General features: G+C 62.4%; 25 protein-coding genes. 14 read left to right on the forward strand and 11 right to left on the reverse strand.

Annotation, left to right across the window (positions count from 1 at the left end; genetic code table 11):
* Positions 1–15 precede the first annotated feature (15 nt).
* The 8 genes from PMI07_RS13300 to PMI07_RS13335 all read right to left on the reverse strand — a co-directional run bounded on the left by PMI07_RS13300 (position 16) and on the right by PMI07_RS13335 (position 6,021).
* Positions 16–762: an SDR family NAD(P)-dependent oxidoreductase gene (locus PMI07_RS13300; protein ID WP_007759882.1), complete on the reverse strand. Its 747-nt coding sequence runs from the start codon at positions 760–762 to the stop codon at positions 16–18.
* The gene (locus PMI07_RS13305) at positions 759–1,778 is read right to left on the reverse strand and encodes a 2-dehydropantoate 2-reductase (protein WP_007759880.1); all 1,020 of its coding nucleotides are present in this window, start codon (positions 1,776–1,778) and stop codon (positions 759–761) included. Before PMI07_RS13305 ends, PMI07_RS13300 begins: the two co-directional genes overlap by 4 nt.
* Positions 1,775–2,011 (reverse strand): hypothetical protein, encoded by a 237-nt coding sequence (locus tag PMI07_RS13310; RefSeq protein WP_037086269.1) that lies wholly within the window; start codon positions 2,009–2,011, stop codon positions 1,775–1,777. The genes PMI07_RS13305 and PMI07_RS13310 overlap by 4 nt, the downstream gene beginning before the upstream one ends.
* A gap of 3 nt (positions 2,012–2,014) precedes the next feature.
* Positions 2,015–2,137, reverse strand: a complete 123-nt coding sequence (locus PMI07_RS35960; protein ID WP_007759879.1) for a hypothetical protein — start codon at positions 2,135–2,137, stop codon at positions 2,015–2,017.
* Positions 2,138–2,203: 66 nt separating this feature from the next.
* Complete coding sequence (locus PMI07_RS13320; RefSeq protein WP_007759878.1) at positions 2,204–2,620, reverse strand: organic hydroperoxide resistance protein; 417 nt, start codon at positions 2,618–2,620, stop codon at positions 2,204–2,206.
* A 176-nt stretch (positions 2,621–2,796) separates the two neighbouring features.
* Positions 2,797–4,116, reverse strand: a complete 1,320-nt coding sequence (locus PMI07_RS13325; RefSeq protein WP_007759877.1) for a HAMP domain-containing sensor histidine kinase — start codon at positions 4,114–4,116, stop codon at positions 2,797–2,799.
* Positions 4,113–4,853: a response regulator gene (locus PMI07_RS13330; protein ID WP_024163789.1), complete on the reverse strand. Its 741-nt coding sequence runs from the start codon at positions 4,851–4,853 to the stop codon at positions 4,113–4,115. Before PMI07_RS13330 ends, PMI07_RS13325 begins: the two co-directional genes overlap by 4 nt.
* A gap of 115 nt (positions 4,854–4,968) precedes the next feature.
* Positions 4,969–6,021, reverse strand: coding sequence for an alpha/beta hydrolase (locus PMI07_RS13335; protein WP_007770965.1), 1,053 nt, complete (start codon positions 6,019–6,021; stop codon positions 4,969–4,971).
* A 335-nt stretch (positions 6,022–6,356) separates the two neighbouring features.
* On the opposite strand from PMI07_RS13335, the gene PMI07_RS13340 reads away from it, so the two are divergent.
* Entirely contained in the window at positions 6,357–8,132 is a 1,776-nt protein-coding gene (locus PMI07_RS13340; protein WP_007770966.1) for a cytochrome c biogenesis protein DipZ, read from the forward strand.
* Positions 8,133–8,179: 47 nt separating this feature from the next.
* The gene (locus PMI07_RS13345) at positions 8,180–8,935 is read left to right on the forward strand and encodes an alpha/beta hydrolase (protein ID WP_007770967.1); all 756 of its coding nucleotides are present in this window, start codon (positions 8,180–8,182) and stop codon (positions 8,933–8,935) included.
* A gap of 83 nt (positions 8,936–9,018) precedes the next feature.
* On the opposite strand, the gene PMI07_RS13350 is transcribed toward PMI07_RS13345, so the two are convergent.
* On the reverse strand, positions 9,019–9,402 hold the full coding sequence (locus tag PMI07_RS13350; protein ID WP_197032492.1) for an SgcJ/EcaC family oxidoreductase: 384 nt from the start codon (positions 9,400–9,402) through the stop codon (positions 9,019–9,021).
* Positions 9,403–9,410: 8 nt separating this feature from the next.
* Positions 9,411–10,115, reverse strand: coding sequence for a GntR family transcriptional regulator (locus PMI07_RS13355; RefSeq protein ID WP_007770969.1), 705 nt, complete (start codon positions 10,113–10,115; stop codon positions 9,411–9,413).
* Between the two features lie 259 nt (positions 10,116–10,374).
* Between PMI07_RS13355 and PMI07_RS13360 the strand changes: the two genes are divergently transcribed.
* The 6 genes from PMI07_RS13360 to PMI07_RS13385 are packed head-to-tail and all read left to right on the forward strand — an operon-like array spanning position 10,375 to position 17,769.
* Positions 10,375–12,207: a gamma-glutamyltransferase family protein gene (locus PMI07_RS13360; protein WP_024163790.1), complete on the forward strand. Its 1,833-nt coding sequence runs from the start codon at positions 10,375–10,377 to the stop codon at positions 12,205–12,207.
* A gap of 38 nt (positions 12,208–12,245) precedes the next feature.
* Positions 12,246–13,766, forward strand: a complete 1,521-nt coding sequence (locus PMI07_RS13365) for an ABC transporter substrate-binding protein (RefSeq protein ID WP_007775323.1) — start codon at positions 12,246–12,248, stop codon at positions 13,764–13,766.
* 18 nt (positions 13,767–13,784) lie between these two features.
* On the forward strand, positions 13,785–14,825 hold the full coding sequence (locus PMI07_RS13370) for an ABC transporter ATP-binding protein (RefSeq protein ID WP_007775319.1): 1,041 nt from the start codon (positions 13,785–13,787) through the stop codon (positions 14,823–14,825).
* The gene (locus PMI07_RS13375; protein ID WP_007775317.1) at positions 14,822–15,940 is read left to right on the forward strand and encodes a dipeptide ABC transporter ATP-binding protein; all 1,119 of its coding nucleotides are present in this window, start codon (positions 14,822–14,824) and stop codon (positions 15,938–15,940) included. The genes PMI07_RS13370 and PMI07_RS13375 overlap by 4 nt, the downstream gene beginning before the upstream one ends.
* A 3-nt stretch (positions 15,941–15,943) precedes the next feature.
* Positions 15,944–16,885, forward strand: a complete 942-nt coding sequence (locus PMI07_RS13380; RefSeq protein ID WP_007775316.1) for an ABC transporter permease — start codon at positions 15,944–15,946, stop codon at positions 16,883–16,885.
* Positions 16,886–16,896: 11 nt separating this feature from the next.
* A complete protein-coding gene (locus tag PMI07_RS13385) occupies positions 16,897–17,769 on the forward strand; it encodes an ABC transporter permease (RefSeq protein WP_037086785.1) in 873 nt (290 codons plus the stop codon).
* Between the two features lie 125 nt (positions 17,770–17,894).
* On the opposite strand, the gene PMI07_RS13390 is transcribed toward PMI07_RS13385, so the two are convergent.
* Entirely contained in the window at positions 17,895–18,803 is a 909-nt protein-coding gene (locus PMI07_RS13390; RefSeq protein WP_007775310.1) for an AraC family transcriptional regulator, read from the reverse strand.
* A gap of 164 nt (positions 18,804–18,967) precedes the next feature.
* Here PMI07_RS13390 and PMI07_RS34870 point away from each other — a divergent pair, with 164 nt between their 5' ends.
* From PMI07_RS34870 to PMI07_RS13415, 6 genes are all read left to right on the forward strand, one after another.
* Positions 18,968–19,120, forward strand: coding sequence for a hypothetical protein (locus PMI07_RS34870; protein ID WP_007775307.1), 153 nt, complete (start codon positions 18,968–18,970; stop codon positions 19,118–19,120).
* Positions 19,117–20,001 carry a sugar ABC transporter permease gene (locus tag PMI07_RS13395; RefSeq protein WP_007775297.1) on the forward strand — a complete coding sequence of 295 codons (885 nt, stop codon included), beginning with the start codon at positions 19,117–19,119 and terminating at the stop codon, positions 19,999–20,001. The genes PMI07_RS34870 and PMI07_RS13395 overlap by 4 nt, the downstream gene beginning before the upstream one ends.
* A gap of 71 nt (positions 20,002–20,072) precedes the next feature.
* Entirely contained in the window at positions 20,073–20,912 is an 840-nt protein-coding gene (locus PMI07_RS13400; RefSeq protein ID WP_155956510.1) for a carbohydrate ABC transporter permease, read from the forward strand.
* Between the two features lie 4 nt (positions 20,913–20,916).
* Positions 20,917–22,029, forward strand: coding sequence for an ABC transporter ATP-binding protein (locus PMI07_RS13405; protein WP_007775290.1), 1,113 nt, complete (start codon positions 20,917–20,919; stop codon positions 22,027–22,029).
* A gap of 33 nt (positions 22,030–22,062) precedes the next feature.
* Positions 22,063–23,319, forward strand: coding sequence for an ABC transporter substrate-binding protein (locus tag PMI07_RS13410; RefSeq protein WP_007775286.1), 1,257 nt, complete (start codon positions 22,063–22,065; stop codon positions 23,317–23,319).
* Between the two features lies 1 nt (position 23,320).
* The gene (locus PMI07_RS13415) at positions 23,321–24,835 is read left to right on the forward strand and encodes a glycoside hydrolase family 28 protein (RefSeq protein ID WP_024163791.1); all 1,515 of its coding nucleotides are present in this window, start codon (positions 23,321–23,323) and stop codon (positions 24,833–24,835) included.
* Positions 24,836–24,837 lie beyond the last annotated feature (2 nt).

Here is a 24,837-nt window from a genome sequence, read left to right on the forward strand (position 1 = left end):
ATTAGGCTTCGACGCTCATTTGCCGCCATCCACGCTGATGACCTGCCCGGAAATCCAGCCGGCGAAATCGGATGCGAAGAACATCACCATCGCGGCGATGTCGTCTGGGCTGCCCAGGCGTTTCAGGGCAATATTCTGCAGGAGCCGCTCCTGCCCTTCCTCGCCCATCGCCTCCCACTGCCGTTCGGTCGCCGGGTTGGAACGCACGAAGCCGGGGGCGACATTGTTGACGGTGATGCCCCACGGCCCGAGCTCATGGGCGAGCTGGCGCGTCAGCCCGATCTGGCCGGCCTTGGCGCTGGCATAGGCCTGGATGCCGGTCAGCGAAATCCCGAGACCTGCACCGCTGGAGATATTGATGATGCGGCCTGCGTTTTTCCGCTTCATGCCGGGCGCGACCGCCTGGGCCATGAAGAAGGCGCCGGACAGGTTGACGTCAAAGATCGTCTGCCAGTCGCTCTCGGATATCTCCTCGATCGGCCGGCCCACCTGCCCCCGCACGCCGCCGGCATTGTTGACGAGGATATCCACGTCGCCGATGAGGGCCAAAAGCGTCTGCACGGCGCTGCGGTTACCAACGTCGAGCATATGCGCCGTGGCCTGCGGCCCGCAAAGCCTGACTGTTTCCTCAAGCCCGGCAACATTGACGTCGCAGACATGGACCACGGCACCGCGGCTTGCGAACCCTTGCGCGATCGCCCGGTCAAACCCGTGGGCAGCACCCGTGACGATTACCACCTTGCCGTCGAACGAGATGTTCATACCGTCACGTTCGCCAGCTCTTCGAGATTGGCCATGTCGAGCTCGCGCTTGCCGTCCTCGATCTCGTGGATCATGACGATCAGGCGTGCGGCAAGCGGCGTCGGAACCCGCGATTCCTTGCCGATCTCGACGACCGGCATCACCTGCGCGTCCACCTCCGTCTTGCGCTTGCGCACGGCAAGATCGCGCCAGATGCCGGAATGCGATTTCGCCGACCTGCGATTATGCTCGACCATGTCGTCGAAGGACTTGTCGGTCTGCTCCGGTGACGCCAGCGGCCCGAAGGCAGCCGGATCGAACCCGTCGAAGGCTTCCGGCTGGATGTTGTTGATGGCGGCCACGGTCGCCACTTCCAGCGCAAGCCTGCGCAGAACCGGGCGGGCGATCGGATTGGCGAGCACATCTGCAATGCTGTCATTGGTCAGAGCCGTGCCGAAGAGTAGGGCGCCGTAGATGAGTTTGCCCCACAGAAAGCCCCAGATATTGTTCGTGATCAGCGCTTTCGGCTCGAACTGCCGCATGAGTTCATAGATATCTTCGGCCCGGTCCGTGAAACGCCCGCCGAGCTCTCCGATCACAACGGCGCCGTGGCCGCTATATTGCACGACGCCCGGCTCCAGATAATCCGCCCCGAAATTGACGAAGCAGCCGACGACCCGATGGTCTCCGGCGATGCGGGCAAGCACCCGTTCGTTGAGCCCGTTCTGGGCGGAGACAACATATCCGTCGGCGGGGAGATGCTGGACGAGAGACTTTGCCGCCGCCTCCGTATGATGGGCTTTGACGCAGAGAAAGGTCCGCTGATACTCGCCTTCCAGCTCTTCCGGGAGATAGGCCCTGGCCTTGACGATATCTTCAAAGATCGGGCCGACGATCTTCAATCCCTTTTCGTTGATCGCGTCGACATGTTCCTTGACGTTGTCGACGAAAATCACATCCTCGCCGGCGCGGATGAAAGCCGCCCCCAGCGTGCCGCCGATCGCGCCGGCGCCCCAGATCAGGATTGGCTGGCTCATGCCCAACCGTCGGTGATGAGCCCCTGAAGCTGGGTGCGCAGCGACACCGTCAACTCACGGTCGATGAAAAAATCCATGAATACGATCACTATCTGTTCCAGTCGAATGGAACGACCATGCCCCGCTATTTTCGCCTCGTCAAGCGCCGGCGCGGCCACCGACCGCCCGCTACCGGGCACGGCAACGGCGACAACCGGGCGCTCCCGGTCGTCGCCATTTTCCAGATTGGGCAAGCTTCAGAATGAGGAAGCCGCGGCCAGGAGGCCGGCCAAGGCCGAAGGCTCCAGTGAGGTCACGTCGTAGATGCAGGGTACCGCGAATACGGCTGCTCCGAGGATGTAGATAATCGCCAGTTTCATTGGGTTCTCCAAGGGACGAGGCTTCAGCCTCGTCCTGTGCGCATTTCATTCCGACCGTCGCGATCCTCAGGCGAGGATCAGCTCGACATTGATGTTGCCGCGGGTTGCCTTCGAATAGGGGCAGGTCTGGTGGGCTTCTTCAACAAGCGCCCTGGCCAGTTCCGGATCGATGCCCGGCAGGCTGATGTTGAGGCGGGCCTGCAGGAAATATGCGCCCTCTGTGGTCCCCAGGTCGACCTCGGCATCGACTGCCGTCTCAGCGGGAAGCTGGATCTTCCGCTTGCCCGCTGCAATCCCCATGGCGCCGATGAAGCAGGCCGACCATCCGGCTGCGAAGAGTTGTTCGGGATTGGTGCCGGCATGGGCGCTGCCGGGAGGCGAGAGCTTGACGTCGAGCTGGGCATCGTCGCTGCGCGAGAACCCGTCGCGCCCGCCGGTCGTGCGCGTCTTGCCGGTATAGAGAACCTTGTCGATATTGGTCATGGAACACTCCTTTGTTCGTGTCGCCGATTGCGACATCCGTTGACGGGGAGTGGTTTGAGGGGTGGACGTGTCCGGCATGTTTCCGAAAGCGCCGGAAATGTATCAAAACGTAGTGCCGGCCTCGCCGGACATTCTCTCATACAAAACGCTTCGAAAATTTCGGCCGACTTCGGAGATCAGCGGATGGTGATTTCGGCCGCGAGGCCGCCGCCGGCGCGATTGTAGAGCCTGACCGAACCGCCGAGCGCTGCAGCAAGCTGCTGGGCGATGGCAAGGCCAAGCCCCGTGCCGCCGGTTTCGCGGTTGCGGGATTGCTCCAGCCTGAAGAATGGCTGCATCGCAGCCTCCAGCATGTTTTCCGGTATTCCCGGCCCGCGATCGAGGACCGTGATGACGATGTCGCCCTCGCCCCTTCGCTCGACGCTGATCTCGGCCGCGCCAGCAAATTTCACCGCATTGTCGATGAAGTTCGACAGAATGCGGCGCAGGGCGTGTGGCTTGGTGGACGCGGTACCCTGAACCACGCCCAGGACCGTCACCGCCTTGCCGGTGTCCTGATAGTCATAGGCAATGCTGTCGATGAACGAGGCAAGATCGATGCGGGAAATCTTCTCGCCATTGCCATGCGCACTGCGCGCATAGGCGATCCCGTCCTGCACCAGCCGTTCGATCTCGCCGAGGTCATGCACCAGCTTCTCCCGCTCGGGCGAATCGTCCGCCATGTCGGCGCGCAACCGCATGCGGGTGATCGGTGTCTGGAGATCGTGGGAGATCGCCGCAAGAATCTGTACCCGTTCTTCGAGATAATGGGCGATCCTGTCGCGCATGGCATTGAAGGCTCTTGCGGCATGCGCGACTTCGCTCGGCCCCGCCTCGCTCAAGGGCGAGTTCTTTTTATTGGGATCAAGCGCATCGGCGGCGGCCGCAAGGTCTCCCAGCGGGCGGATTGCCTGCCGGACCGCAAACCAGGTGCAGATCACCAGAAGCGCCATCTGGACGGCGAACACGTAAGGAAGCCATTCGGCGATCGGCATGACACCGGTCGGCGTAACTTCTATGGTCAGCGGCGAGCCGTCGGAAAGGGTTAGATGACCCTGCAGTCTTCTGTCGTCGCCGGGAATGGATTCCACCCGCAGCGGGAACCGATGCCCGACCGCCTCTTCGATCTTGCCGGTGATCTCGACGCCGCGGCCCGAGATGTCAGGCACGCCGGGAAGCCCGGGGCCGAGCACGAGGCGATAATTGCCGCGGCTCAAGCGGTCCAGCCAATCGGCGCGCTCTTTGGCCGGCAGCCGGTCGAGGATGGCGATCGATGTCGCAAGATCGTTTTCGAGCGTGCCGAGCATGACGGCCTTTGCCGACATGTAACGTTCGATGAAGAGGATGCTGAAGGAGAGCCCGTAGGCGATGGCCAACCCGGCAAACAGGATGAGGAAAAGCCGGGCACGCAGGGTGCTCGGCCACCACTTGCTCGACCGGGAGATGCTGGCGGTCACGGCTTCGGCTCCGAGATCTCGACGGGAACCGAGAAGACGTAACCTTCGCTGCGCACCGTCTTGATATAGGTCGGCTCGCGCGCGTCGTCGCCGAGCCGCTGGCGAAGCCGGCTCACAAGCAGGTCGATCGAGCGGTCAAAGAGGTCGGCATCGCGGCCCTGGGTGAGGTTGAGGATCTGGTCGCGATTCAACACGCGCTGCGGATGGTCGATGAAAACGCGCAGCAGCCGGTATTCGGCACCGCTCAAAGCGATTTCCGTGCCCTGTTTGTCGAGCAGATGGCGACCGACCGTATCGAGCTGCCAGTCGCCGAAAGTCAGCAACTGGCCGGCCTCGCTGATCTGCAGGTTGGGCGGCAGCATCCGCGTCCGGCGCAGGACCGCCTTGATGCGCGCCAGCAGCTCGCGCGCGGCAAACGGTTTCGGCAGATAGTCGTCGGCGCCCATTTCGAGCCCGATGATCCGGTCCATCTCGTCGCTGCGGGCGGTCAGCATCAGGATCGGCGTCGCCTTGTGCTTGCCGGCCCTGAGTTCGCGGCAGAGCACGAGCCCGTCATCGCCCGGCATCATCACGTCGAGCACGATCAGGTCGACCGTATTGGCTTCGAGAAAACTGCGCATCTGGCGGCCATCCGCGGCCACCGTCGCCCGAAGGCCGTTCTTCTTCAGATAGCTCGACACCAGCTCGCGGATTTCGCGGTCGTCATCGACGATCAGGATATGGTCGACATGTTCCATTTTCGGACTTCAGATCCCTTTTCCATCGGAACGGTATCGCACCGCCCTTCCTTCTTTAAACCGGAGGATGGCCGCCGCGAAGCGGAGAATTATCTCCGCGACAGCCGTCAAAGGTTTAGAACCGATCGACATCCAGAACAGCCTGCGCAAAGGCCTGTGGTGCCTCCTGCGGCAGGTTGTGACCGATCCCGCCGCTGATGGTGCGATGCTCGTATTTTCCGGAGAACTTACCCGCATAGGCAGAAGACTCGGCATGCGGCGCGCCGTTGGCATCGCCTTCCATGGTAATGGTCGGCACTGAGATCATCGGCCCTGTGGCGAGCTGTTTTTCAAGGGCATCGAACCGGGCCTCGCCTTCGACAAGGCCCTGCCGCCAGCGGTAATTGTGGATGACAATCTCGACGTGATCGGGATTGTCGAATGCGGCAGCCGACCTTTCGAAGGTGGCATCGTCGAATGTCCAGGTGGGCGATGCCGTCTGCCAGATGAGCCGGTTAAAATCGCGCCGGTTCTGCTCGTAACCCAGCCGACCGCGCTCGGTGGCGAAATAGAACTGGTACCACCAGGCAAGCTCGGCTGTCGGCGGCAGTGGCTTTTTGTTGATCTCCGGGCTGCCGATCAGGTAGCCGCTGACCGATACCATCGCCTTGCAACGCTCCGGCCAGAGCGCCGCCATGATGTTGGCGGTTCTCGCGCCCCAGTCGAAGGCCGCAACGATCGCCTTGTCGATAGCGAGCGCATCCAGGAGCGCGATCATGTCGGCCGCGACTGCGGACTGCTGGCCGTTGCGCGGCGTGTCCTTCGAGAGGAACCGGGTCGTGCCGTAGCCCCTGAGATAGGGCACGATGACGCGATAGCCGGCCGAGGCGAGCAGCGGCGCGACATCCACGAAACTATAGATGTCGTAGGGCCAGCCATGCAGCAGCAGAATGACCGGGCCGTTTGCCGGACCGGCCTCGGCATAACCCACATCCAGCACACCAGCCTTGACCTGCTTCAGCGTTTCGAAGGAGGTGTTGGTGCCGGCCTTAACGGCGGGCAGCGGCGTTGCGGGAGCCTGCGGAGACTGGGCGCCCGCGCTGTCGGTCATTCCGAATTCGACCGCTGCAACGGTCATGGCGGCCACGCCGAAGAAGCGGCGGCGCTGGTGGTTGATTAGGTCGGACATCGATCTCTCTCCAATCCGTGTTGATCACGATCGGAAGAGAGCTACGGCCATGTATCCCCGATGTGTCCCGAGCCGCCGGTTTTGAATGTGGATGTAGCAGACGGCCACCGGGATACGTTCTGATACAATTCAGGCACCGCCGAAATCCGCCGACCACCGCTGTGTCTGGCGATTTGTGTCGCTCTGTAGCGGCCGGGCGAATTTCTACATTTTGGTACATTTCCCCTCGAACCCGGACACATCCGGGATACGTCGCCTCGACCAGATTGGCCCCGTTGCTGGTCGAGCCGCATCGCCGCCCAGAACCCGAACACCCGGTTTCAAAGGAAACGATGATGACGCTTCTTATCATTGCCTATCTCGGAGGGGCGCTGACGATCCTCAGCCCGTGTATCCTCCCCATCCTCCCCTTCGTCTTTGCCCGCGCCGGACAGCCGTTCGTCAGGAGCACACTGCCGATGCTCGTCGGCATGGCCGCCACGTTTGCGCTCGTCGCCACGCTTGCAGCCGTCGGCGGCAGCTGGGCCGTCCACGCCAACGAATACGGCCGGCTCGCCGCCATCGTCCTTCTTGCAGTCTTCGGCGTCAGCCTCCTTTCGCCGCGCGTCGCAAGCTTCGTCACCCGGCCGGTCGTCGATTTCGGCAACAAGCTCGTGAATGCCTCCGGCAAACCCGGTTCGGTGCCGACTGCGGCAAGCTCGCTCGTCCTCGGCGTCGCAACCGGCCTGCTCTGGGCACCCTGCGCCGGTCCCATTCTTGGCCTTGTCTTGACGGGTGCTGCGCTGCAGGGCGCCAACCTCGAAACGACATTCCTGCTCGCTGCCTATGCCGCCGGAGCGGCGACCTCGCTTGCCATCGCGCTGATCGTCGGTGGAAAGGTGTTTGCGGGCATGAAGCGCTCACTCGGTGTCAGCGAACGGCTTCGCCAGGTCCTGGGTGCCGCCGTGCTTGCCGGTGTCGCCGCCATCGCGCTCGGCCTCGATACCGGCCTGCTCGCCCGTCTCTCCTATGCCAGCACCGCCTCCTTCGAGCAGGCGGTGCTCGACAGGCTGCATTCCAAGTCCGCAACCGGCTCGCCTTCGGAAATCGCCGGCAATGACATGATGGTGGCCGTCGCCGATACCGCCCGGCCGTTCCGCAGCAGCCTGCCGGTCGAGGGTCGTGCACCTTCGCTCGACGGCGCGGTCGAATGGTTGAACTCTGCCCCGCTGACGGCGGAACAGCTCCGCGGCAAGGTCGTGCTCGTCGATTTCTGGACCTATTCCTGCATCAACTGCATCCGCACCGTGCCTTACGTCCGCGCCTGGGCCGAAAAATACAAGGATCAGGGCCTCGTGGTGATCGGCGTTCACGCTCCGGAATTCGCCTTCGAGAAGAAGATCGACAATGTCAAAAAAGCCGTCGGCGATTTCAAGATCGGTTATCCGGTCGCAATCGACAACGACTACAAGATCTGGCGCGCTTTCGAAAACAGCTATTGGCCGGCCCATTATCTGATCGATGCCAAGGGTCAGATCCGTTACCACCACTTCGGCGAGGGCAACTACCGGCAATCCGAGCAGGCAATCCAGGACCTGCTTCGCGAAGCCGGCAGCGAGATGGCCTCCACCGCATCGGTGGTGCCCGACGCCAAGGGCGCGGAGGCAAGTCCGGACCTGCGCAATGTCCGTTCCGGCGAAACCTATCTTGGCTACAAGCGCGCAACCAACTTCGCCTCGCGGGAAACCCTGCGCGCCGACGCCGCCCGCGACTATTCGGTCGAGGAACCGAGCCTCAATGAATGGGGCCTCTCGGGCACCTGGACCGTCGGTGCGGAACAGGCGACGCTCAGCCAGCCCGATGGCAGCATCGCCTACCGGTTCAGCGCCCGCGACCTGCATCTCGTCCTCGGTCCCGGCGCCGCCGGCAAGCCGGTGCGCTTTCAGGTGACGATCGACGGCAAGGCTCCGGGCATAGACCACGGCGCCGATATCGACGCCGATGGCAACGGCACGGTGACCGCGACCAAGCTCTACCAACTCGTCCGCCAGGCGGGCGATGTCGAGGCGCGAAATTTCGAGATTCGCTTCCTCGATCCCGGTGTCGAAGCCTACGCCTTCACCTTCGGCTGAAACTTCATCCAAAACCTCCTCTACATTAACCAACAGGAGTTAAGCTCATGAAAAGACATATTTCTACTTTCGTCCTTGCCCTCGCCACCAGCGTCATCGCCTTTACGGCGCAGGCGGCGGAGGTCAAGAACATCGTCATCGTCCACGGCGCGCTCGCCGACGGATCGAGCTGGCGCAAGGCGACCGAAATCCTCGAAAAGCGCGGCTTCAACGTGACGATCGTCCAGCAGCCGATCACCTCGCTTGCCGACGATATCGCCGCAACCAACCGGGTGCTGGACCTGCAGGACGGCCCGACCCTGCTCGTCGGACACAGTTATGGCGGCATGGTGATCACCGAGGCAGGCCACAGCCCGCATGTCGCAGGCGTCGTCTACGTGGCGGCGTTCCAGCCCGACAAGGGCGAAAGCCTGCTCAGCTTAGCAAGCTCCAGGCCGGCGGGCGGTATGAACATCCGCGAGACGAAGGACGGCAAATATCTCTATCTCGACCCCGCCGCATTCCCCGGCGACTTCGCGGCCGACCTGCCGAAGGACGAAGCGCGGTTTCTTGCCAGGTCCCAGGTGTTTGCCGCCAAGGAGGCCTTCTCGGCCAAGATCGGCGATCCCGCCTGGAGGGCCAAGAAGAGCTGGTCGATCGTCGCCACCGAAGACCGCTCCATCAATCCTGACCTCGAACGGGACATGGCGCGGCGGGCCGGCAGTGACATCACCGAGATCAAGGCAAGCCACGCCGTTTTCGCCTCCCAGCCCGAGAAGGTCGCCGATGTCATCGCCCGGGCGGCCAAGCAGGCTGGAGAATAGGCCCTGAGAGACGACAGCCCGACGCTGGAAGCCTCCGGCGCTGGGCTGCCTCAAACGATTGGATATCGGACCAAAGGTTCGGCTTATCTCTCGATCTGCGAAACGTGGTTCAGCGCGATCACCCATTTGCCATCGCGCTTGCGCATCAGGCGGGTGTTGACGCCGGTCTGGTTGCCGGCCGGCCGGACCAGCTTGTAGTCGCTGATCAGTTGCGCCGCATCCGGCGCCAGCATTTCGATGCGGATGTTGGAGAAGGCAAGCTCGCCCTGCGAGCCCGGAGAACCGCCGTAATCGGCGATATAGTGCTCGAGCGTCGCCTGCCAGTCCTTTTGTATACGACCGCGCGACACGAAGATGACGTCGGGATTGGCGAAACCGGCCATGTAGCCATGGAAATCGGCCCGGTTCCAGGCCGCCTGCATGTCGGCGATGACGGTGCGGATGGCGTCTTGATCAGTATTGGACATTCGGTAATTCATGCCTTCCCGAGAAGATTGTTTTTGGCGACGGCGTCGTCTTCCTGCCGCTGCCTTTTGACGAGGACTTCCTGCGCCGCCGAGACCAGATGTCGGCGAAGCGCGTTTTCCACCGCCTTGGCGTCCTGGTCGAGGATCGCATCGACGATCTGTTGATGTTCGCTGCACGACCGCTTCAGGCGCCCCCTGTCCTTCAACTGATATTTGCGGAACGGCGCGAGCTTCAGCCGCAATGTCTGGGCCGCGGCGATCAGATCGCTGTTGTGGCTACCCTGGAACAGAAGGCTGTGGAAACGGGTGTTGATCTCGTTGTAGCCGGCGTGATCGCCCTCTTCGGCAAGCGCATTCATCTCCCGGTGCATGCTTTCGAGTTCGGCGCGCTCGCTCATGGTCATTCGATGGGACGCAAGGCGCCCGCAGGTCGCTTCGAGTTCGGCCATGGCCTCGAACATCTCGTCGATCCGCTCGGCCGAGATCTGTGTCACGATCACGCCCTTGTAGGGCTCGCGCTCGGCAAGGCCGCGCCCGCACAGGATGTGCAGCGCTTCCCGCACCGGCGTGCGCGAGACGTTGAACTGGGCAGCGATCGAGGTTTCGTCGAGGCGTGAGCCGGCAGCGAGCTCGCCGTTGATCACCGCTTCTTCAAGCTGTTCGGCGATCGCGTCGCTGCGAATTTTCTTTCCCGGTTGGGGCGTATCCAGCATCTCTTTGTTTTCCCAAGCGGCGCTCCTTGAGCCGGCGCCTTTTCGATTATGCGAGCATGAGTAAGTTACACAATGCGCTTGCATTGTGGCCAGAGAATATACAATATGTCCACAGGGCGTAGGCACACATTGGCGCCGGCGGCTGACTGCACCGTGGCTTGTATATAATCTAGCCCTCATGATCTTGGTTTGTCGACAAGCTTCCAGCATGGGAGCGGTCTGCGCGCGGGTCGTGCTGGATGAGAGAGTGGGAAACGACATGACCTTCACGACGCGACCGGAACTCAGGGGCACATTCGGCGCCGTGTCGTCCACCCACTGGCTGGCCTCAGCGGTCGGCATGTCCATTCTCGAAAAGGGCCATACGGCTTTCGACGCAGCGGTCGCCACCGGTTTCGTCCTCCAGGTCGTCGAGCCGCATCTGAACGGCCCCGCCGGTGAAGTGCCGATCATCGTCACCCCGGCCGGCGCCGAGACGCCGACCGTGATTTCCGGCCAGGGCCCCTCGCCCGCCAAGGCGACGGTCAAGTATTTCAAGGATCTCGGCCTCGACATCATTCCGGGTACCGGCCTGCTGCCGGCATGCATTCCCGGCGCCTTCGGTGCCTGGCTGACACTGCTGCGCGACTACGGCACGGCCGAACTCGAAGACGTGCTGGCGCCGGCGATCTATTATGCCCGCACCGGCCACCCGCTGGTGCCGCGCATCGCCAACACCATCGCTTCCATGCGCGAGCTTTTCGAGACCCACTGGCCGAGTTCGGCGGAAGTCTACCTGCCCGGCGGCGTAGCACCCCAATCCGGCAAGCTGTTCCGCAATCCGCAGATCGCCGATGTCTATCAGCGCATCATCGACCAGACCAAGTCCGCCAGGAACCGTGAAGCGCGCATCGATGCGGCGCTCGATTTCTGGTATCGCGGCCCGATCGCCGAGCGGATCGAAGAGTTTTGCGCGACTGAAAATGTCTGGGACGTTTCGGGCCGCCACCACAAGGGCCTGATCACCGCGCAGGACATGGCCGACTACAAGCCGCTGATCGAAAAGCCGGTCTCGGTCACCTACGGCGACTACGAGGTGTTCAAATGCGGACCGTGGTCGCAGGGCCCGGTGCTCCTGCAGATGCTGCAGATCCTGAAGGGCACCGATATCGCCGATCTCGATCCGATGAGCCCGGATTTCGTCCATCTCATCGTCGAGACGACCAAGCTTGCCATGGCCGATCGCGACAGCTGGTATGGTGACAATCCGGACGTGCCGATGAAGACCCTCCTGTCTTCCGGTTACGCGGATATCCGTCGTGCGCTGATCGGCAGCACGGCCTCGATGGAAATCCGCCCCGGATCGCCCGACGGGCGCAATCCCAATGTGCCGCCGCTTCGCGCCGTTGGCACCATCCCTCAGCCGGGCCTCGGCGGCGGCGAACCGACGGTGGCGCGCGAACCGAAACTGCCGAACGACCGTGAGGGCGAACCGACGCTCACCCGCGAAGGCGCCCAGCGCGGCGACACCGTGCAGGTCAGCGCCGTCGACAAATGGGGCAACATGGTTTCGGCGACGCCTTCCGGCGGCTGGTTCCAGTCGAGCCCGGTCATTCCGGGCCTCGGCTTCAGCCTGACGACCCGCGGCCAGATGTTCTGGCTTGAGGAGGGGTTCAACTCGACGATGATGCCGTCGGTGCGCCCGCGCACGACGCTGACACCGTCGACGGCCTTCCGCAACGGCAAGCCCTACATGGCCTTTGGCACGCCCGGCGGCGACCAGCAGGACCAGTGGCAGCTGATCATGTTCCTGCGCCACGTCCACAAAGGCATGAACCTTCAGGAGGCGATCGACGCGCCCTCCTTCCATACCGACCACCTGCCGAGCTCCTTCTGGCCGCGCGAGATCAGCTTCGGCGCGGTCACGCTCGAAGCGCGCTTTCCGGAAGCCGTGCGCGAGGAACTGGCGGCGCGGGGGCACAAGATCACGATCAGCGACGCCTGGTCGGAAGGCCGGCTTGCCGCGGTCGCACGCGAGATGGACGGCAACACGCAACTGATCAAGGCCGGTTCCAATCCCCGCGGTGTGCAGGGATACGCGGTCGCGCGCTGATCTTCGAATTCGAGTTTAAAACAAGAGAGGGAATGTTGATGAAACCACTTTATCTCGCACTCGCAGCCGGTCTGGCTCTGAGCGGCATGACGGCACTGGCCACCCCTGCCGCTGCCCAGTCCGTCCTCAAGATCGGCCTGCAGGACGATCCCGATACGCTCGACCCGGTTTCCAACTGGAGCTTCGTCGGCCGCCACGTTCTCCAGTCGCTCTGCGACAAGATCGTCGACATCGACACCGAGGGCAAGATCATCCCCATGCTGGCCACCAGCTGGGAATGGAATGCGGACAGCACCGCGCTGACGCTCAAGCTGCGCAACGACGTGGTCTTCCACGACGGCACCAAGATGGATGCCGCGGCGATCAAGTACAATCTTGACCGCGAACTGACCATGAAGATCTCCCGCCGCAAGGCCGAAATCAGCGCCGTCAGCAGCGTCGACGTGGTCGATCCCTATACCGTCAAGATCAACCTCAAGGAACCGTCGGTTCCGCTTCTGGCCGCTCTCAGCGATCGCGCCGGCATGATCATCAGCCCGAAGGCCGGTGAAGCGCTCGGCGAAAAGTTCACCGACGCCCCGGTCTGCTCCGGCCCCTACAAGTTCGTGGAACGCGTCACCCAGGACCGCATCGTGCTGGCCAAGTTCGACAAGTACTACAATGCCGACCAGTACCATTTCGACCAGCTCGTCTATCGCGGCATGCCGGACTCCAACGTCCGCCTGCTCAACCTGCGTTCAGGCCAGCTCGACCTGATCGAACGTCTCGCGGCAACCGACGTCGAAGCCGTCAAGGCAGACAAGGCTCTGGCCGTCGCTCCGGTCGTCGGTCTCGGCTATTATGGCATTACCTTCGACATCACCGGCGAAGGCGCCGACCTCGATGCCGGCAAGAAGGCCGCCATCCGCGAAGCCTTCAGCCTGGCGATCGACCGCGACGCGATCAACAATGTCGTCTTCGAAGGCCAGTTCACCACCGGCAACCAGCCCTTCCCGCCAGCCAGCCCTTATTACGACAAGAACTTCCCGGTTCCTGCCCGTAACCTGGACGCCGCCAAGAAGAAGATGGCCGAAGCCGGCGTGAAGTCGGTCGATCTGGAACTCCTGGTTCCGACCGACGCCGAACGCCAGCAGGTCGCTCAGCTCATCCAGGCCATGGTCGCCGAAATCGGTATCAAGGTTTCCATCAAGCCGACCGAATTGATGACGCTGCTCGACATCGCTCGTCAGGGCAAGTTCGAGTCCCATCTCGTCGGCTGGAGCGGCCGCGTCGACCCGGATCTCAACATCACGCCGATGCTTGCCTGCGGTGCTGCCGGCAACGACGCGCATTACTGCAACAAGGATCTGGACACGATCCTGACCAAGGCACGCGCAATCGGCGATATGGCTGCCCGCAAGGTCGAGTACAGCAAGGCGATCGCCATCCTTCTCAAGGACCTGCCGCTCGTCTATCTCTACCACTCGCAGTGGATCTTCGCGCACAATTCCAACATCACCGGCCTGAAGCCTGCTCCGGACGGCATCATCCGTCTGACCGGCGTCAGCCGTAAGAAATAAGTTGGCAATCGAGCTTCGATGAGCACGTCTCAAGATATCCTCAGCAACCCGTCAGCCCGATCCGTTCGGGCTGACGATGCCGTTACGCCCGTATTGGAAGTCACGGACCTGCGTGTCGCCTTCGAAGGCGACGCGCGGACCGTCACCGCTGTCGACGGCGTCAGTTTCACCGTCAGGAAAGGCCGCACCCTTGCGATCGTCGGCGAGTCCGGTTCCGGCAAGAGCGTCACCTCGCTTGCGGTCATGCGGCTTCTGCCCGAACACTCGGCGCGTATTTCCGGCAAGGTCAATTTCGACGGGCGCCAGCTGCTCGACGAGACCAAGAGCGCGATGCGGTCCTTGCGCGGCAACCGGCTGGCGATGATCTTCCAGGAGCCGATGACCTCGCTCAACCCGTCCTACACGGTCGGCGAGCAGATCAACGAAGTCATCCTGCGCCACCGCCCGATCTCCAAGAAGGAGGCGACCGAACGCGCCATCGCCATGCTGCGGCTGGTGCGCATTCCCTCGCCCGAGACCCGTTATCACCAATATCCGCACAATCTTTCCGGCGGCATGCGCCAGCGCGTGATGATCGCGATGGCGCTCGCCTGCGATCCGGAACTGCTGATCGCCGACGAGCCGACCACGGCGCTGGATGTCACCATCCAGGCGCAGGTGCTCGAACTGATGCGCGAGCTGCAGCAAAAGACCGGAACCGCGATCGTCCTCATCACCCATGATCTCGGCGTCGTCGCCGAAGCCTGCGACGACGTGATCGTCATGTATGCGGGCCAGGTGGTCGAGCAGTGTTCGGTCGAACAGCTCTTCACCTTCCCAGAACACCCCTACACGATCGGCCTGCTCGGCTCGCTGCCGCGTCTCGACGAAAAGCGCGAGAGCCTGGTGGCGATCACTGGCGCCGTGCCCGACATGGCCAATCCGCCCAAGGGCTGTCGTTTCCAGGCCCGCTGTCCCTTCCGCATCGACAAATGCGCCGAAATGCCCGACCTGATGGAAGTGTCTCCGGGACATTTCAGCCGCTGTTGGCGCGCGCCCATGGAGGACCTCGTCCCATGATCAAGCCGGTTTCCTCCTCTCCTCCCGGAACGCCGATCATCGAGGTCCGCGGTCTAGGAAAGAAGTTCGTCGTCAAGCGCACCGTCTTCGGGCGGCCGCTGGCGCAAGTCGGCGCGGTCGACGACGTGACCTTCTCGCTGATGCCGGGCGAGACGCTTGCCGTCGTCGGTGAGTCCGGCTGCGGCAAGTCCACCCTTGGCCGCATGCTGATCCGGCTGATCAAGCCAAGCGCCGGTGAAGTGTTCATCGATGGGCACAACGTCACCAATGTCAGCCATGCCGTGATGCGCGAGCAGCGCCGGCACGTGCAACTGATCTTCCAGGATCCGTATGCCTCGCTCAATCCGCGCATGACGATCGCCCAGACGATTGCCGAGCCACTGATGCTGCACAATATCGTTCCGGCCGGCCAGCGCGCCAAACGCGTCGCGGAACTCCTGGAAATGGTAGGCCTGCGTCCGGAACAGGCGAACCGTTATCCGCACGAGTTTTCCGGCGGTCAGCGCCAGCGTGTGGTGATCGCGCGTGCGCTTGCCTCCGAGCCGAAGGCGATCATCTGCGACGAGGCAGTGTCCGCGCTCGACGTATCGATCCAGGCGCAGGTCCTCAATCTTCTGAAGGATCTGCAGAAGCGCCTCGGCCTCGCCTTCGTGTTCATCAGTCATGATCTCGGCGTGGTGAAGCACATCGCCGACCGCGTCGCGGTCATGTATCTCGGCAAGGTGGTCGAGATCGGCACCGCCGAGATGACCTTCTCGACGCCCCGCCATCCCTATACGCGCGCCCTGCTCTCGGCCATTCCCGTCGCCGCACCACCAAGTCAGCACCGGTCCCGCGCCGCGCGCCTGCACGGCGACCTGCCGAGCCCGATCGCGCCGCCGCAGGGCTGCCGGCTGCACACGCGCTGCCCGCATGCGCGTCCGGAATGCCAGACGGTCAGCATGGCGCTCGATATCGAGCCGAACGGTCACGCCAATGCCTGCGCCTTCTGGCGCGAGCTACCGGCGCAGGATGCCGACCATGTTCGCGAGCCGCGCAACCCGAAACTCGAAAAGCTGTTCGCGGCCTTCGAGGCGATGGCCGCGCGTCCGGCACTGACCGTATCGGAGAGCTAAGCCATGTCCTCGCTTCTCGCCCGCCGCCTGCTGCAGCTCATCCCGACGGTCATTCTGCTGTCGCTGATCATCTTTTCGCTCCAACATCTCCTGCCGGGCGATCCGGCGCTGGTGCTTGCCGGCGACAACCCGGACGAGGCAACGCTTGCCGCCATCCGGGAACAATATCACCTCGATCAGCCGGTCTTCGTCCAATACATCTTCTGGATCAAAGGTGTGCTGACCGGCGATCTCGGCGAATCCATGCGCCACAACCGCCCGGTCCTCGACCTGATCCTCCTCAAGCTGCCGGTGACCCTGCAGCTCGCGGTGATGGGCATCGTCGTGGCGCTGGTGCTGGGCATAACCGGCGGCGTCATCTCGGCGCTTCGCCAGAACACGCCCATCGACTACATGACCAATGTCGTGTCGCTCGCCGGCATTTCGGTGCCGAACTTCTGGCTCGGCATCATGCTGATCATGTTCTTCTCGGTCTATCTCGGCTGGCTGCCCGCATCCGGCTTCGTCAGCCCCTGGGAAGACTGGCGGATGAACCTTTCGACGACGATCATGCCGGCCTTCGTGCTCGGCTCCGCGATCGCCGGCGTCATCATGCGCCATACCCGCAGCGCCATGCTGCAGGCGCTGGAAAGCGATTATGTCCGCACCGCCCGCGCCAAGGGCCTCAGCGAATGGGTCGTGGTCTTCAAACACGCGATGCGCAACGCGCTGACGCCGATCATCACGCTCGGCGCGCTGGAATTCGGCGCCCTCCTCTCCGGCGCGGTGCTGACCGAGCAGATCTTCACGATCCCCGGCTTCGGCAAGCTGATCGTCGATGCGGTCTTCACCCGCGATTATCCCGTGGTGCAGGGCGTTGTGCTGGTCACGTCGATCTTCTACATCATCCTCAACCTCCTGGCTGACATCGGATACATCCTCGTCAACCCCCGACTGAGAAGCTGACCGTGCTGACGATCTCCGAACCCAAGACCTCGATCAATCCCGTCTCGGCCTTCTTCCGGGGACGGCTGTGGCGGCGGCTCTCGAAGCGCAAGAGTGCCCTCGTCGGTCTGGTCGTCGTGCTCATTATGGTGTTCGTGGCGGCCTTCGCACCGTTTCTGGCACCCTATGATCCGGCCGCCCAGAGCTGGACGGCAGTCCGCAAGGCACCGTCCGCCCTCCATTGGATGGGCACCGACGAAGCCGGCCGCGACATGCTCTCGCGCATCATCTGGGGCGCCCGCGCCTCGCTGATGGCGGGTCTCACCTCGGTTGGCATCGCCATGGCGATCGGTGTTCCGCTCGGGCTTGCCGCCGGTTTCCTCGGCGGCCTGATCGACGGACTGATCAGCCGCTTCACCGATGCGATGCTCGCCTGCCCGTTCCTGATCCTCGCCATCGCGTTTGCAGCCTTCCTCGGCCCGAGCCTGACCAACGCGATGCTGGCGATCGGCATCACCGCCATGCCGCTCTTCATCCGCCTGACACGTGGTCAGGTTCTGTCGATCAAAGCGGAGGAATATGTGGAAGCGGCAAGCGCCGTCGGCAATCCGCAATGGCGGATCGCGGTCCGGCATATACTGCCGAACATCCTGCCTCAGCTAATGGTCCAGGCAACTCTGACCATCGCGTCCGCCATCATCGCGGAGGCGAGCATGTCCTTCCTCGGCCTCGGCCTGCAGCCGCCCGCCCCCTCCTGGGGTTCGATGCTCAACTCGGCGCAGCGCTTCCTTACCAACGCACCTTGGATGGCGCTCTGGCCGGGCATGGCGATCTTCATGACGGTGCTGTCCTTCAATCTGCTCGGCGACGGTCTTCGCGACGCTCTTGATCCCCGCTCCCGCTAAGGAACGGGGCAGTCGCCTTCCGAAAGCTCGGGCCTTTCCACTGCCGGTGCGCCGGTTGGCTCGTACGCGAAGCTCTTGGATGAAATTCGGAGACGATTGATCTACGTTGGAGTGATACAGGCCCGTCAGCGCGTCAGCGGGTAGATGAGTTGGCCGTCTTCCTCGCCTCTCGGAAAGGCACCCTCGCGGCTACGCTTTTCGGATTGCTGATAGCCCTGCGGGCTTATGCCTATATACCGCTTGAACATGCGCGAGAAATAATAGGCGTCCGTATAGCCGGATAGTTCGGCGGCCCGCTTCACCGTGCAGCCGCCGGCCATCAGGCCCATGGCTCGCTCCATCCGCTTGAATTCCTGGAACTTGTCCGGCGTCCAGCCGACGCGCTTCCTGAATTCCCGCTTGAAATAATCCGGATTATAGGGCGCCGAATTGATCGTCCTTTCGACGATCTCCTCGTTAAGCGGATCGGCGGCAATCTGGCTTGCGGCCACCATCACCGAAAAGGACAGCGCGTCCGGGTTGTTGACGTTACCAACTGATTGCTCCTTCCAGCCGATATGCGCCTGTTCGATGAATTCGATCAGCAGGAACATGAAGAGATGATGCTGGAGAAGCGTCGTCGAATAGGGCGGCGCGTTGTCGTGATAGTAACGCGTCAGCGGTCCCATCATGTCCCATCGGGCGAGCGTTACTGCGTGTTTCAGGTTCATCTGGGCTATCAGGTCGAGGCGCCCGAAGAGGTCGAGCGTAAAATGCTGGGCGATGCCGGTATAGTCCTCCCGTGACGTCGAACGGCCGGAGAACCACGTATCGGCACGCAATAACATGGCCCTGCCCGGGGCCATCTCGACCGTCTCGCCTTCGACCTCATAACACGCTGAACCCGTCAGACAGATGATCAGGTCATGCACACTGTTCGATTTATCGACGCCCCAGGTGGGCGAATGCTGCATCCTTATGGTTGAACGCGTCAGCGTTAAATACATCGCATTCATCGGAATAGCAGACAGGATGCTACCTTCGATTTTCTCCATCCTTTTCCCCGAATTCGTCGATTTGATCTCACAGGCAAAGTGAGAATATCAGCCTGGGAGCTCAGAACTCAACACGTCTGGGGCAGGAATGGAGGAATTGGCGCTTCTTTTCGAGAGCCTGATGGGGTCAGGTTCGTCCGCAGATCGAAGCGCCAGAGGTTGCGATGCACAATATAGGAAGTGTCTCTTCGTTCAATATTGCCTGTTTCGGTGGCGACTCGCTCAACTGGGCGACGAAACTCATAGGCGATCTTGCCTATGACGAAACCGTCGCCGGGTATGTCCGGCTTTACGCCAGACTGGGGCAGGCAGCATGAGTGGCGATAACAAGTTCCTCGGGCTTTTCTACCTGTCGCCCTTTATCATCGGGCTTTTGGTCTTCACCGCTCTGCCCTTCATGGCGTCGCTCTATCTGAGCTTCACCAATTACAACCTGATGAACGAGCCGGTCTTCACCGGCCTGCAGAACTACATCCGGCTGTTCACCAACGACCGGACGTTCCGCAAATCACTGTGGGTGACGCTCATCTACGTGTTCACGACGGTGCCGCTGAAGCTCGTCTTCGCGCTCTTCATGGCGGTGATCCTCAATTACAAGCTGAAGTTCATCAACGTCTTCAGGACGGCCTATTACGTGCCGTCGATCCTCGGCGGCTCGATCGCCATCGCGGTTCTGTGGCGCTACATCTTCGCCGATGTCGGCCTCGTCAACATGGGCCTGCAGCTCATCGGCTTCGAACCCGTCAACTGGTTCGGCGATCCGACCAACGCGTTGTTCACCATCACGCTCTTGCGCCTGTGGCAATTCGGCTCGGCCATGGTAATTTTCCTCGCCGCCCTCCAGAGCATCGACAAGACGCTTTACGAGGCCGCCTCGATCGACGGCGCCGGCAAGTGGACGAGCTTCGTCTACATCACCCTGCCCCTGATCACGCCTGTCATTTTCTTCAACCTGATCATGCAGATGGTCCAGGCCTTCCAGGAGTTCAACGGCCCCTACATCATCACCCAGGGTGGCCCGCTGAAATCCACCTATCTCCTGCCGATCTACATCTATGACGAGGCCTTCAAGCGGTTCGACATGGGGTATGCCTCGGCGATCGCCTGGGTCCTGTTCATCATTATCATGGCCCTCACCCTCATCGCCTTCTGGTCTTCGCGCCATTGGGTCTATTACGCCGGCGACAAGAGGAGCTGACCATGACCGATCACATCCTCTCCCAGAATTCCCCGGCCGCCCGCGATATCGACGTTATCCGAATCCGCGAAATGCGCCGCTACCGCCTCAATGCCGTGCTGCGTTATGCTCTGCTCGGCGGTGTCGGACTCCTGATGCTCTATCCGCTGATCTGGCTGGTCGGCGCATCGTTCAAGACCAACTCGGAAATCTTCTCCAATCCCGGCTTCTGGCCGGAAAACCCGACGCTCGACGGCTATATCAAGGGTTGGAAGACCTCGACGCCCTATTCCTTCGGCACGTTCTTCCTGAACACCTTGTGGATCGTCATTCCGAAGGTGATCGGCACGGCGATCTCCTGCACCGCGGTCGCCTACGGCTTCGCCCGTTTCGAATTCCCAGGCAAGAAGGTCCTGTTCGCCGCGCTGATCGCGACGCTGCTTCTGCCGAATGTCGTTACCCGCATTCCGCAATACCTGATCTTCCGCGATCTCGGATGGCTCGACAGCTACCTGCCGCTCTGGGTGCCTTCGGCGCTCGCGGGCGATGCGTTCTTCGTCTTCATGCTGGTGCAGTTCCTGCGCGCAATTCCGCGCGACATGGAAGAAGCTGCCCGCGTCGATGGAGCCAGTACCATCCAGACGCTGATTTTCATCGTCGTGCCGCTGCTGATGCCGGCGCTGATCTCGGTCTGCCTGTTCCAGTTCATGTGGACGATGAACGACTTCCTCGGCCCACTGATCTACATCTCCTCGGTCGACAAATACCCGATCTCGCTCGCGCTGAAACTGTCGATCGACACGACCGAGGCCTTCGAGTGGAACCGGGTTCTGGCCATGTCGGTACTGTCGCTGGCGCCGGCGCTGGCGGTCTTCTTCCTCGCCCAGAAATATTTCATCGACGGCATCTCGTCCGGCGGGATCAAAGGATAGTCACATGGCGCGTCTGCAGCTGAGAAACCTCGAAAAGGACTACGGTTCCTTCCGCGCCGTGCATGGCATCAATCTCGATGTCGAGGATGGCGAATTCATGGTGCTCGTCGGCCCGTCCGGCTGCGCCAAGTCGACAACGCTTCGGATGATCGCCGGGCTGGAACGGGTCACCGGCGGCGAGATCCGCATCGGCGGCGAACTGGTCAACGACAAGACGCCAGGCGACCGTGGCATTTCCATGGTCTTCCAGAATTACGCGCTCTATCCGCATATGAAGGTGCGTAAGAACCTCTCCTTCAGCATGCGGCTGAAGCGCCGCCCCGGCGCCGAGATCGAACAGGCGACGAACCACGTCGCCGGTCTGCTGGAGATCGACCCGCTGCTCGACCGGCTTCCAAAACAGCTGTCCGGCGGCCAGGCGCAGCGCGTCGCGGTGGGCCGGGCGCTGATCAAGAAACCGCAAGTCTTCCTGTTCGACGAGCCACTCTCCAACCTCGATGCCAAGCTGCGCGCCTCGATGCGGGTGCGCATCACCGACCTGCACAAGCGGCTGAAGGCGGAAAACCAGCAGGCGACCGTCATCTACGTCACCCACGACCAGACCGAAGCCATGACCATGGGCGACCGGATCTGCGTCATGAGGGACGGCCGCATCATGCAGGTCGCCGATCCGGTGACGCTTTACAGCCGCCCGGCCAACACTTTCGTCGCCGGCTTCATCGGCAGTCCGGAAATGAATTTCCTCGATGGCACGTTCGAAGGGGAGGAGAGTATCCGGGCCGCGGACCAGACGATTTCGCTTGGCGGAGACTTCGCGCGCCGCCTCTCCGGCGAACCGAGCGGCGAGGTGACGCTCGGCATCCGGCCGCAGCATCTGCGCATCGCTGCGGCCGAAGCGCCCGGCACCCTGAAGGGCAAGCTTACACACATCGAGTTCATGGGCCACGAAGTCTACCTCTATGTGGACATCGGCCCGAAACGCCTCATCGCCGTGGTGCCGTCCGCGTCCTACGACCGCAGCGCTCTTCGCGACGACTGGGTCTGGCTCTCCGCCGACCCGAAAGGCGTCCATCTGTTCGATCGCCAGTCCGGGGAAAACATCAGTCTGGCGCTTTGAAAACTTCATCGTTCCAACTTGGGAGGAGCCAAAATGAGAACCATGATCATGACGGCGGCTTTGTTTGCCGCCACCAGCCTTTCGACCGCATTCGCCTCGGATCTGCGCATGTCCTGGTGGGGCAGCGACGACCGCCATATCGCCACCCAGGAGGCCCTGAAGATCTGCGGTGCCAAGTTCGGCCACACGATCGCGCCTGAATTCACTGGTTTCCAGGGACATCAGGAAAAGATCGCCACCCAGCTCGCCGGCCGCACAGAAGCCGACATCATGCAGGTGAACTGGCCGTGGCTGCCGCTGTTCACCAAGAACGGCGACGGTTTTGCCGACCTCAACCAGTACAAGGACATCATCGACCTCAGCCAGTGGCCGAAGTCGGATCTCGATAGCGGCACCGTCAAGGGAAAGTTGAACGGCATTTCCGTCTCCACCACCGGCCGCGTCTTCATGTTCAACAAGACGACCTTCGACAAGGCCGGCATCCCGATCCCAAAGACCTGGGAAGAGCTGATCGCCGCTGCACCGAAGATGAAGGAAAAGCTCGGCAAGGACTATTTCCCGTTCGAAGGCGCCGCCCTCGACGCACGCCTGATGGTCATCCTCCGCACGACCCAGAAAACCGGCAAGGACCTGATCGACCCCGCCACCAACAAGGTCGCCTGGACCGAGGCCGAGCTTGCCGAAGGCCTGCAATTCTACCAGACCCTGGTCGACAAGGGCGTGATCGAGAGCTGGAAAACGGTTGCCGCCGGCGGCAACAAGCCGCTGCACGAAAACCAGAAATGGGCCAAGGGCCAGATCGCCGGCACCTACCAGTGGGACAGCACTTACGGCAAGATCGCAACGCCGATGGAAAAGGGCCAGGAACTGGTTCCCGTCAAGCTCTTGACCATCGAGGGCGCCAAGACAGACGGCGTCTATCGCAAGCCCTCGATGCTGTTCTCGATCTCCAGGAACAGCAAGGACCCGAAGGCGGCGGCGCAGGTGCTGAACTGCCTGCTCAACGATCCGGAAGCGGTCAAGATCATGGGCGCGACGCGCGGCATTCCGTCCAGCAAGGTGGCGCTCGACACGCTGTCCAAGGAAGGCAAGATCAAGCCGGTGCAGATCGAAGCCTACAAGCGGGTGATGGAGCCGACCAGTCCCGGCGTCTCACCGCTCAACGAGCATCCGCGCGTCACCGAAGTCTTCGACACCAATTTCGAGGCCTTCGCCTATGGCCAGCAGTCCGCCAAGGACACCGCGACCGAGATCATCGCCGGCATCAACCAGGCACTGACGGGGATTTGACGTGACGGACGTCGCCATCGAACTCCTGATCGCCGGACCCCGCAGCGCGACCTTCAGCGTCGATGCCGAAAGGCATCTCCACGCATGCGATGAAGCGCTTGCCTGGCAGGTCTGGGGGCCCGATGGCGCGATGGTGGCCGAGGGGGCGATACGCAACGTCGTCTTCACGGTCACCTCCCTCGAGCCGGGCGCGACCTATCATCTCCATGGAGGGAGTGCCCGGCTCGAATTCACCACACGGCAGGAAACCGCCCTGCTCGACATCCGCGATTTCGGCGCCTCCCCCGAGGCCTCGAACAACGCGCCGGCGATCCAGCGCACCATCGCAGCGCTCCCGCCCGGAGGCACGCTGAGAATACCGGCCGGCCGCTGGCTGAGCGGTCCGATCTTCCTCAAAAGCCATATGGCTCTGCTCGTCGAAGACGGCGGGGAACTCGCGGCAATTGCGAGCAGAGAAAACTTTCCCATCCTGCCGGCGCGCCATGCGGACGGCCGCATCCTCGGCACCTGGGAAGGCGTGGCGGAGGCCTGTTATGCCAGCCTGATCAACGCGATAGATTGCCGGGGGGTGCATCTTGCCGGCGCCGGCATCATCGACGGCGGCGGCGATCGCGGCGACTGGTGGTCATGGCCGAAGGAGACGCGCCAGGGCGCGCGGCGCGCCCGCACCGTCTTCCTGTCGGCTTGCGAGGACGTTACGCTTTCCGGCCTCACTATCCGCAACTCGCCATCCTGGACGGTCCATCCGGTCCTCTGCAAAGGGCTGATAGCCGCCGACCTCACCATAGAGAACGATCCGGATTCCCCGAATACCGATGGGTTCAATCCCGAAAGCAGCTCCGATATCCGCCTTGTCGGCCTGCACATCTCGGTTGGCGACGATTGCATCGCGCTGAAGGCAGGCAAACGCAGCCCGCTCGGCGGACCGGACCGTCCCACCGAGCATGTGCGGATCGAAAACTGCCTGATGGAGCGCGGCCATGGCGCGGTGGTGATCGGCAGCGAGATGAGCGCGGGCATAAGCGACATCGCCATCCGAAACTGCCACTTCAAGGGAACGGACCGCGGGCTGCGCATCAAGACGCGCAGGGGACGCGGCGGTTTGGTCGCCGATATACGGCTCTCAGACAGCCTGATGGAGGACGTGGCCACGCCGGTTGCCGTCAATTCCTTCTATTTCTGCGATGCGGACGGCCAGTCGAACTATGTCCAGTCCCGCTCCCCGCTGCCGGTCTCCGTGGAAACACCCAGCATAAGGTCGATTACCGTCGAGAATGTCACCGTTTCCGGCGCGCGAACGGCAGCCGCCGTCTTCTACGGCCTGCCGGAATCGGTGATCCGCGACATTGCCTTTGAAAACTACACGGTTTCCTTCGCGTCGGATGCCGAGGCCGAGGTGCCGGAGATGGCCTCTCTTCTCCCGCCGCTCCGGCATGCCGGAATCGTTGCGGAAAACACCGTCTTTAGCCGCCTCGCGAGGCTCTCCCCCGTCTCCATTCATCCAGCCCAAGACTGAAA

This window comes from Rhizobium sp. CF080, from assembly GCF_000282095.2.
In the GTDB taxonomy this organism is placed as follows: Bacteria; Pseudomonadota; Alphaproteobacteria; order Rhizobiales; family Rhizobiaceae; genus Neorhizobium.

What these genes read in the sequence shown, in the direction of transcription:
- PMI07_RS35960 (WP_007759879.1), bottom strand. Translation starts at nt 2,137, where the DNA reads ATGAAACTGGCGATTATCTACATCCTCGGAGCAGCCGTATTCGCGGTA.
- PMI07_RS13370 (WP_007775319.1), top strand. Translation starts at nt 13,785, where the DNA reads ATGAGCACGTCTCAAGATATCCTCAGCAACCCGTCAGCCCGATCCGTT.
- PMI07_RS34870 (WP_007775307.1), top strand. Translation starts at nt 18,968, where the DNA reads ATGCACAATATAGGAAGTGTCTCTTCGTTCAATATTGCCTGTTTCGGT.
- PMI07_RS13375 (WP_007775317.1), top strand. Translation starts at nt 14,822, where the DNA reads ATGATCAAGCCGGTTTCCTCCTCTCCTCCCGGAACGCCGATCATCGAG.
- PMI07_RS13380 (WP_007775316.1), top strand. Translation starts at nt 15,944, where the DNA reads ATGTCCTCGCTTCTCGCCCGCCGCCTGCTGCAGCTCATCCCGACGGTC.
- PMI07_RS13405 (WP_007775290.1), top strand. Translation starts at nt 20,917, where the DNA reads ATGGCGCGTCTGCAGCTGAGAAACCTCGAAAAGGACTACGGTTCCTTC.
- PMI07_RS13320 (WP_007759878.1), bottom strand. Translation starts at nt 2,620, where the DNA reads ATGACCAATATCGACAAGGTTCTCTATACCGGCAAGACGCGCACGACC.
- PMI07_RS13330 (WP_024163789.1), bottom strand. Translation starts at nt 4,853, where the DNA reads ATGGAACATGTCGACCATATCCTGATCGTCGATGACGACCGCGAAATC.
- PMI07_RS13355 (WP_007770969.1), bottom strand. Translation starts at nt 10,115, where the DNA reads ATGCTGGATACGCCCCAACCGGGAAAGAAAATTCGCAGCGACGCGATC.
- PMI07_RS13350 (WP_197032492.1), bottom strand. Translation starts at nt 9,402, where the DNA reads ATGTCCAATACTGATCAAGACGCCATCCGCACCGTCATCGCCGACATG.
- PMI07_RS13400 (WP_155956510.1), top strand. Translation starts at nt 20,073, where the DNA reads ATGCGCCGCTACCGCCTCAATGCCGTGCTGCGTTATGCTCTGCTCGGC.
- PMI07_RS13340 (WP_007770966.1), top strand. Translation starts at nt 6,357, where the DNA reads ATGACGCTTCTTATCATTGCCTATCTCGGAGGGGCGCTGACGATCCTC.
- PMI07_RS13390 (WP_007775310.1), bottom strand. Translation starts at nt 18,803, where the DNA reads ATGGAGAAAATCGAAGGTAGCATCCTGTCTGCTATTCCGATGAATGCG.
- PMI07_RS13360 (WP_024163790.1), top strand. Translation starts at nt 10,375, where the DNA reads ATGACCTTCACGACGCGACCGGAACTCAGGGGCACATTCGGCGCCGTG.
- PMI07_RS13300 (WP_007759882.1), bottom strand. Translation starts at nt 762, where the DNA reads ATGAACATCTCGTTCGACGGCAAGGTGGTAATCGTCACGGGTGCTGCC.
- PMI07_RS13365 (WP_007775323.1), top strand. Translation starts at nt 12,246, where the DNA reads ATGAAACCACTTTATCTCGCACTCGCAGCCGGTCTGGCTCTGAGCGGC.
- PMI07_RS13305 (WP_007759880.1), bottom strand. Translation starts at nt 1,778, where the DNA reads ATGAGCCAGCCAATCCTGATCTGGGGCGCCGGCGCGATCGGCGGCACG.
- PMI07_RS13395 (WP_007775297.1), top strand. Translation starts at nt 19,117, where the DNA reads ATGAGTGGCGATAACAAGTTCCTCGGGCTTTTCTACCTGTCGCCCTTT.
- PMI07_RS13345 (WP_007770967.1), top strand. Translation starts at nt 8,180, where the DNA reads ATGAAAAGACATATTTCTACTTTCGTCCTTGCCCTCGCCACCAGCGTC.
- PMI07_RS13410 (WP_007775286.1), top strand. Translation starts at nt 22,063, where the DNA reads ATGAGAACCATGATCATGACGGCGGCTTTGTTTGCCGCCACCAGCCTT.
- PMI07_RS13335 (WP_007770965.1), bottom strand. Translation starts at nt 6,021, where the DNA reads ATGTCCGACCTAATCAACCACCAGCGCCGCCGCTTCTTCGGCGTGGCC.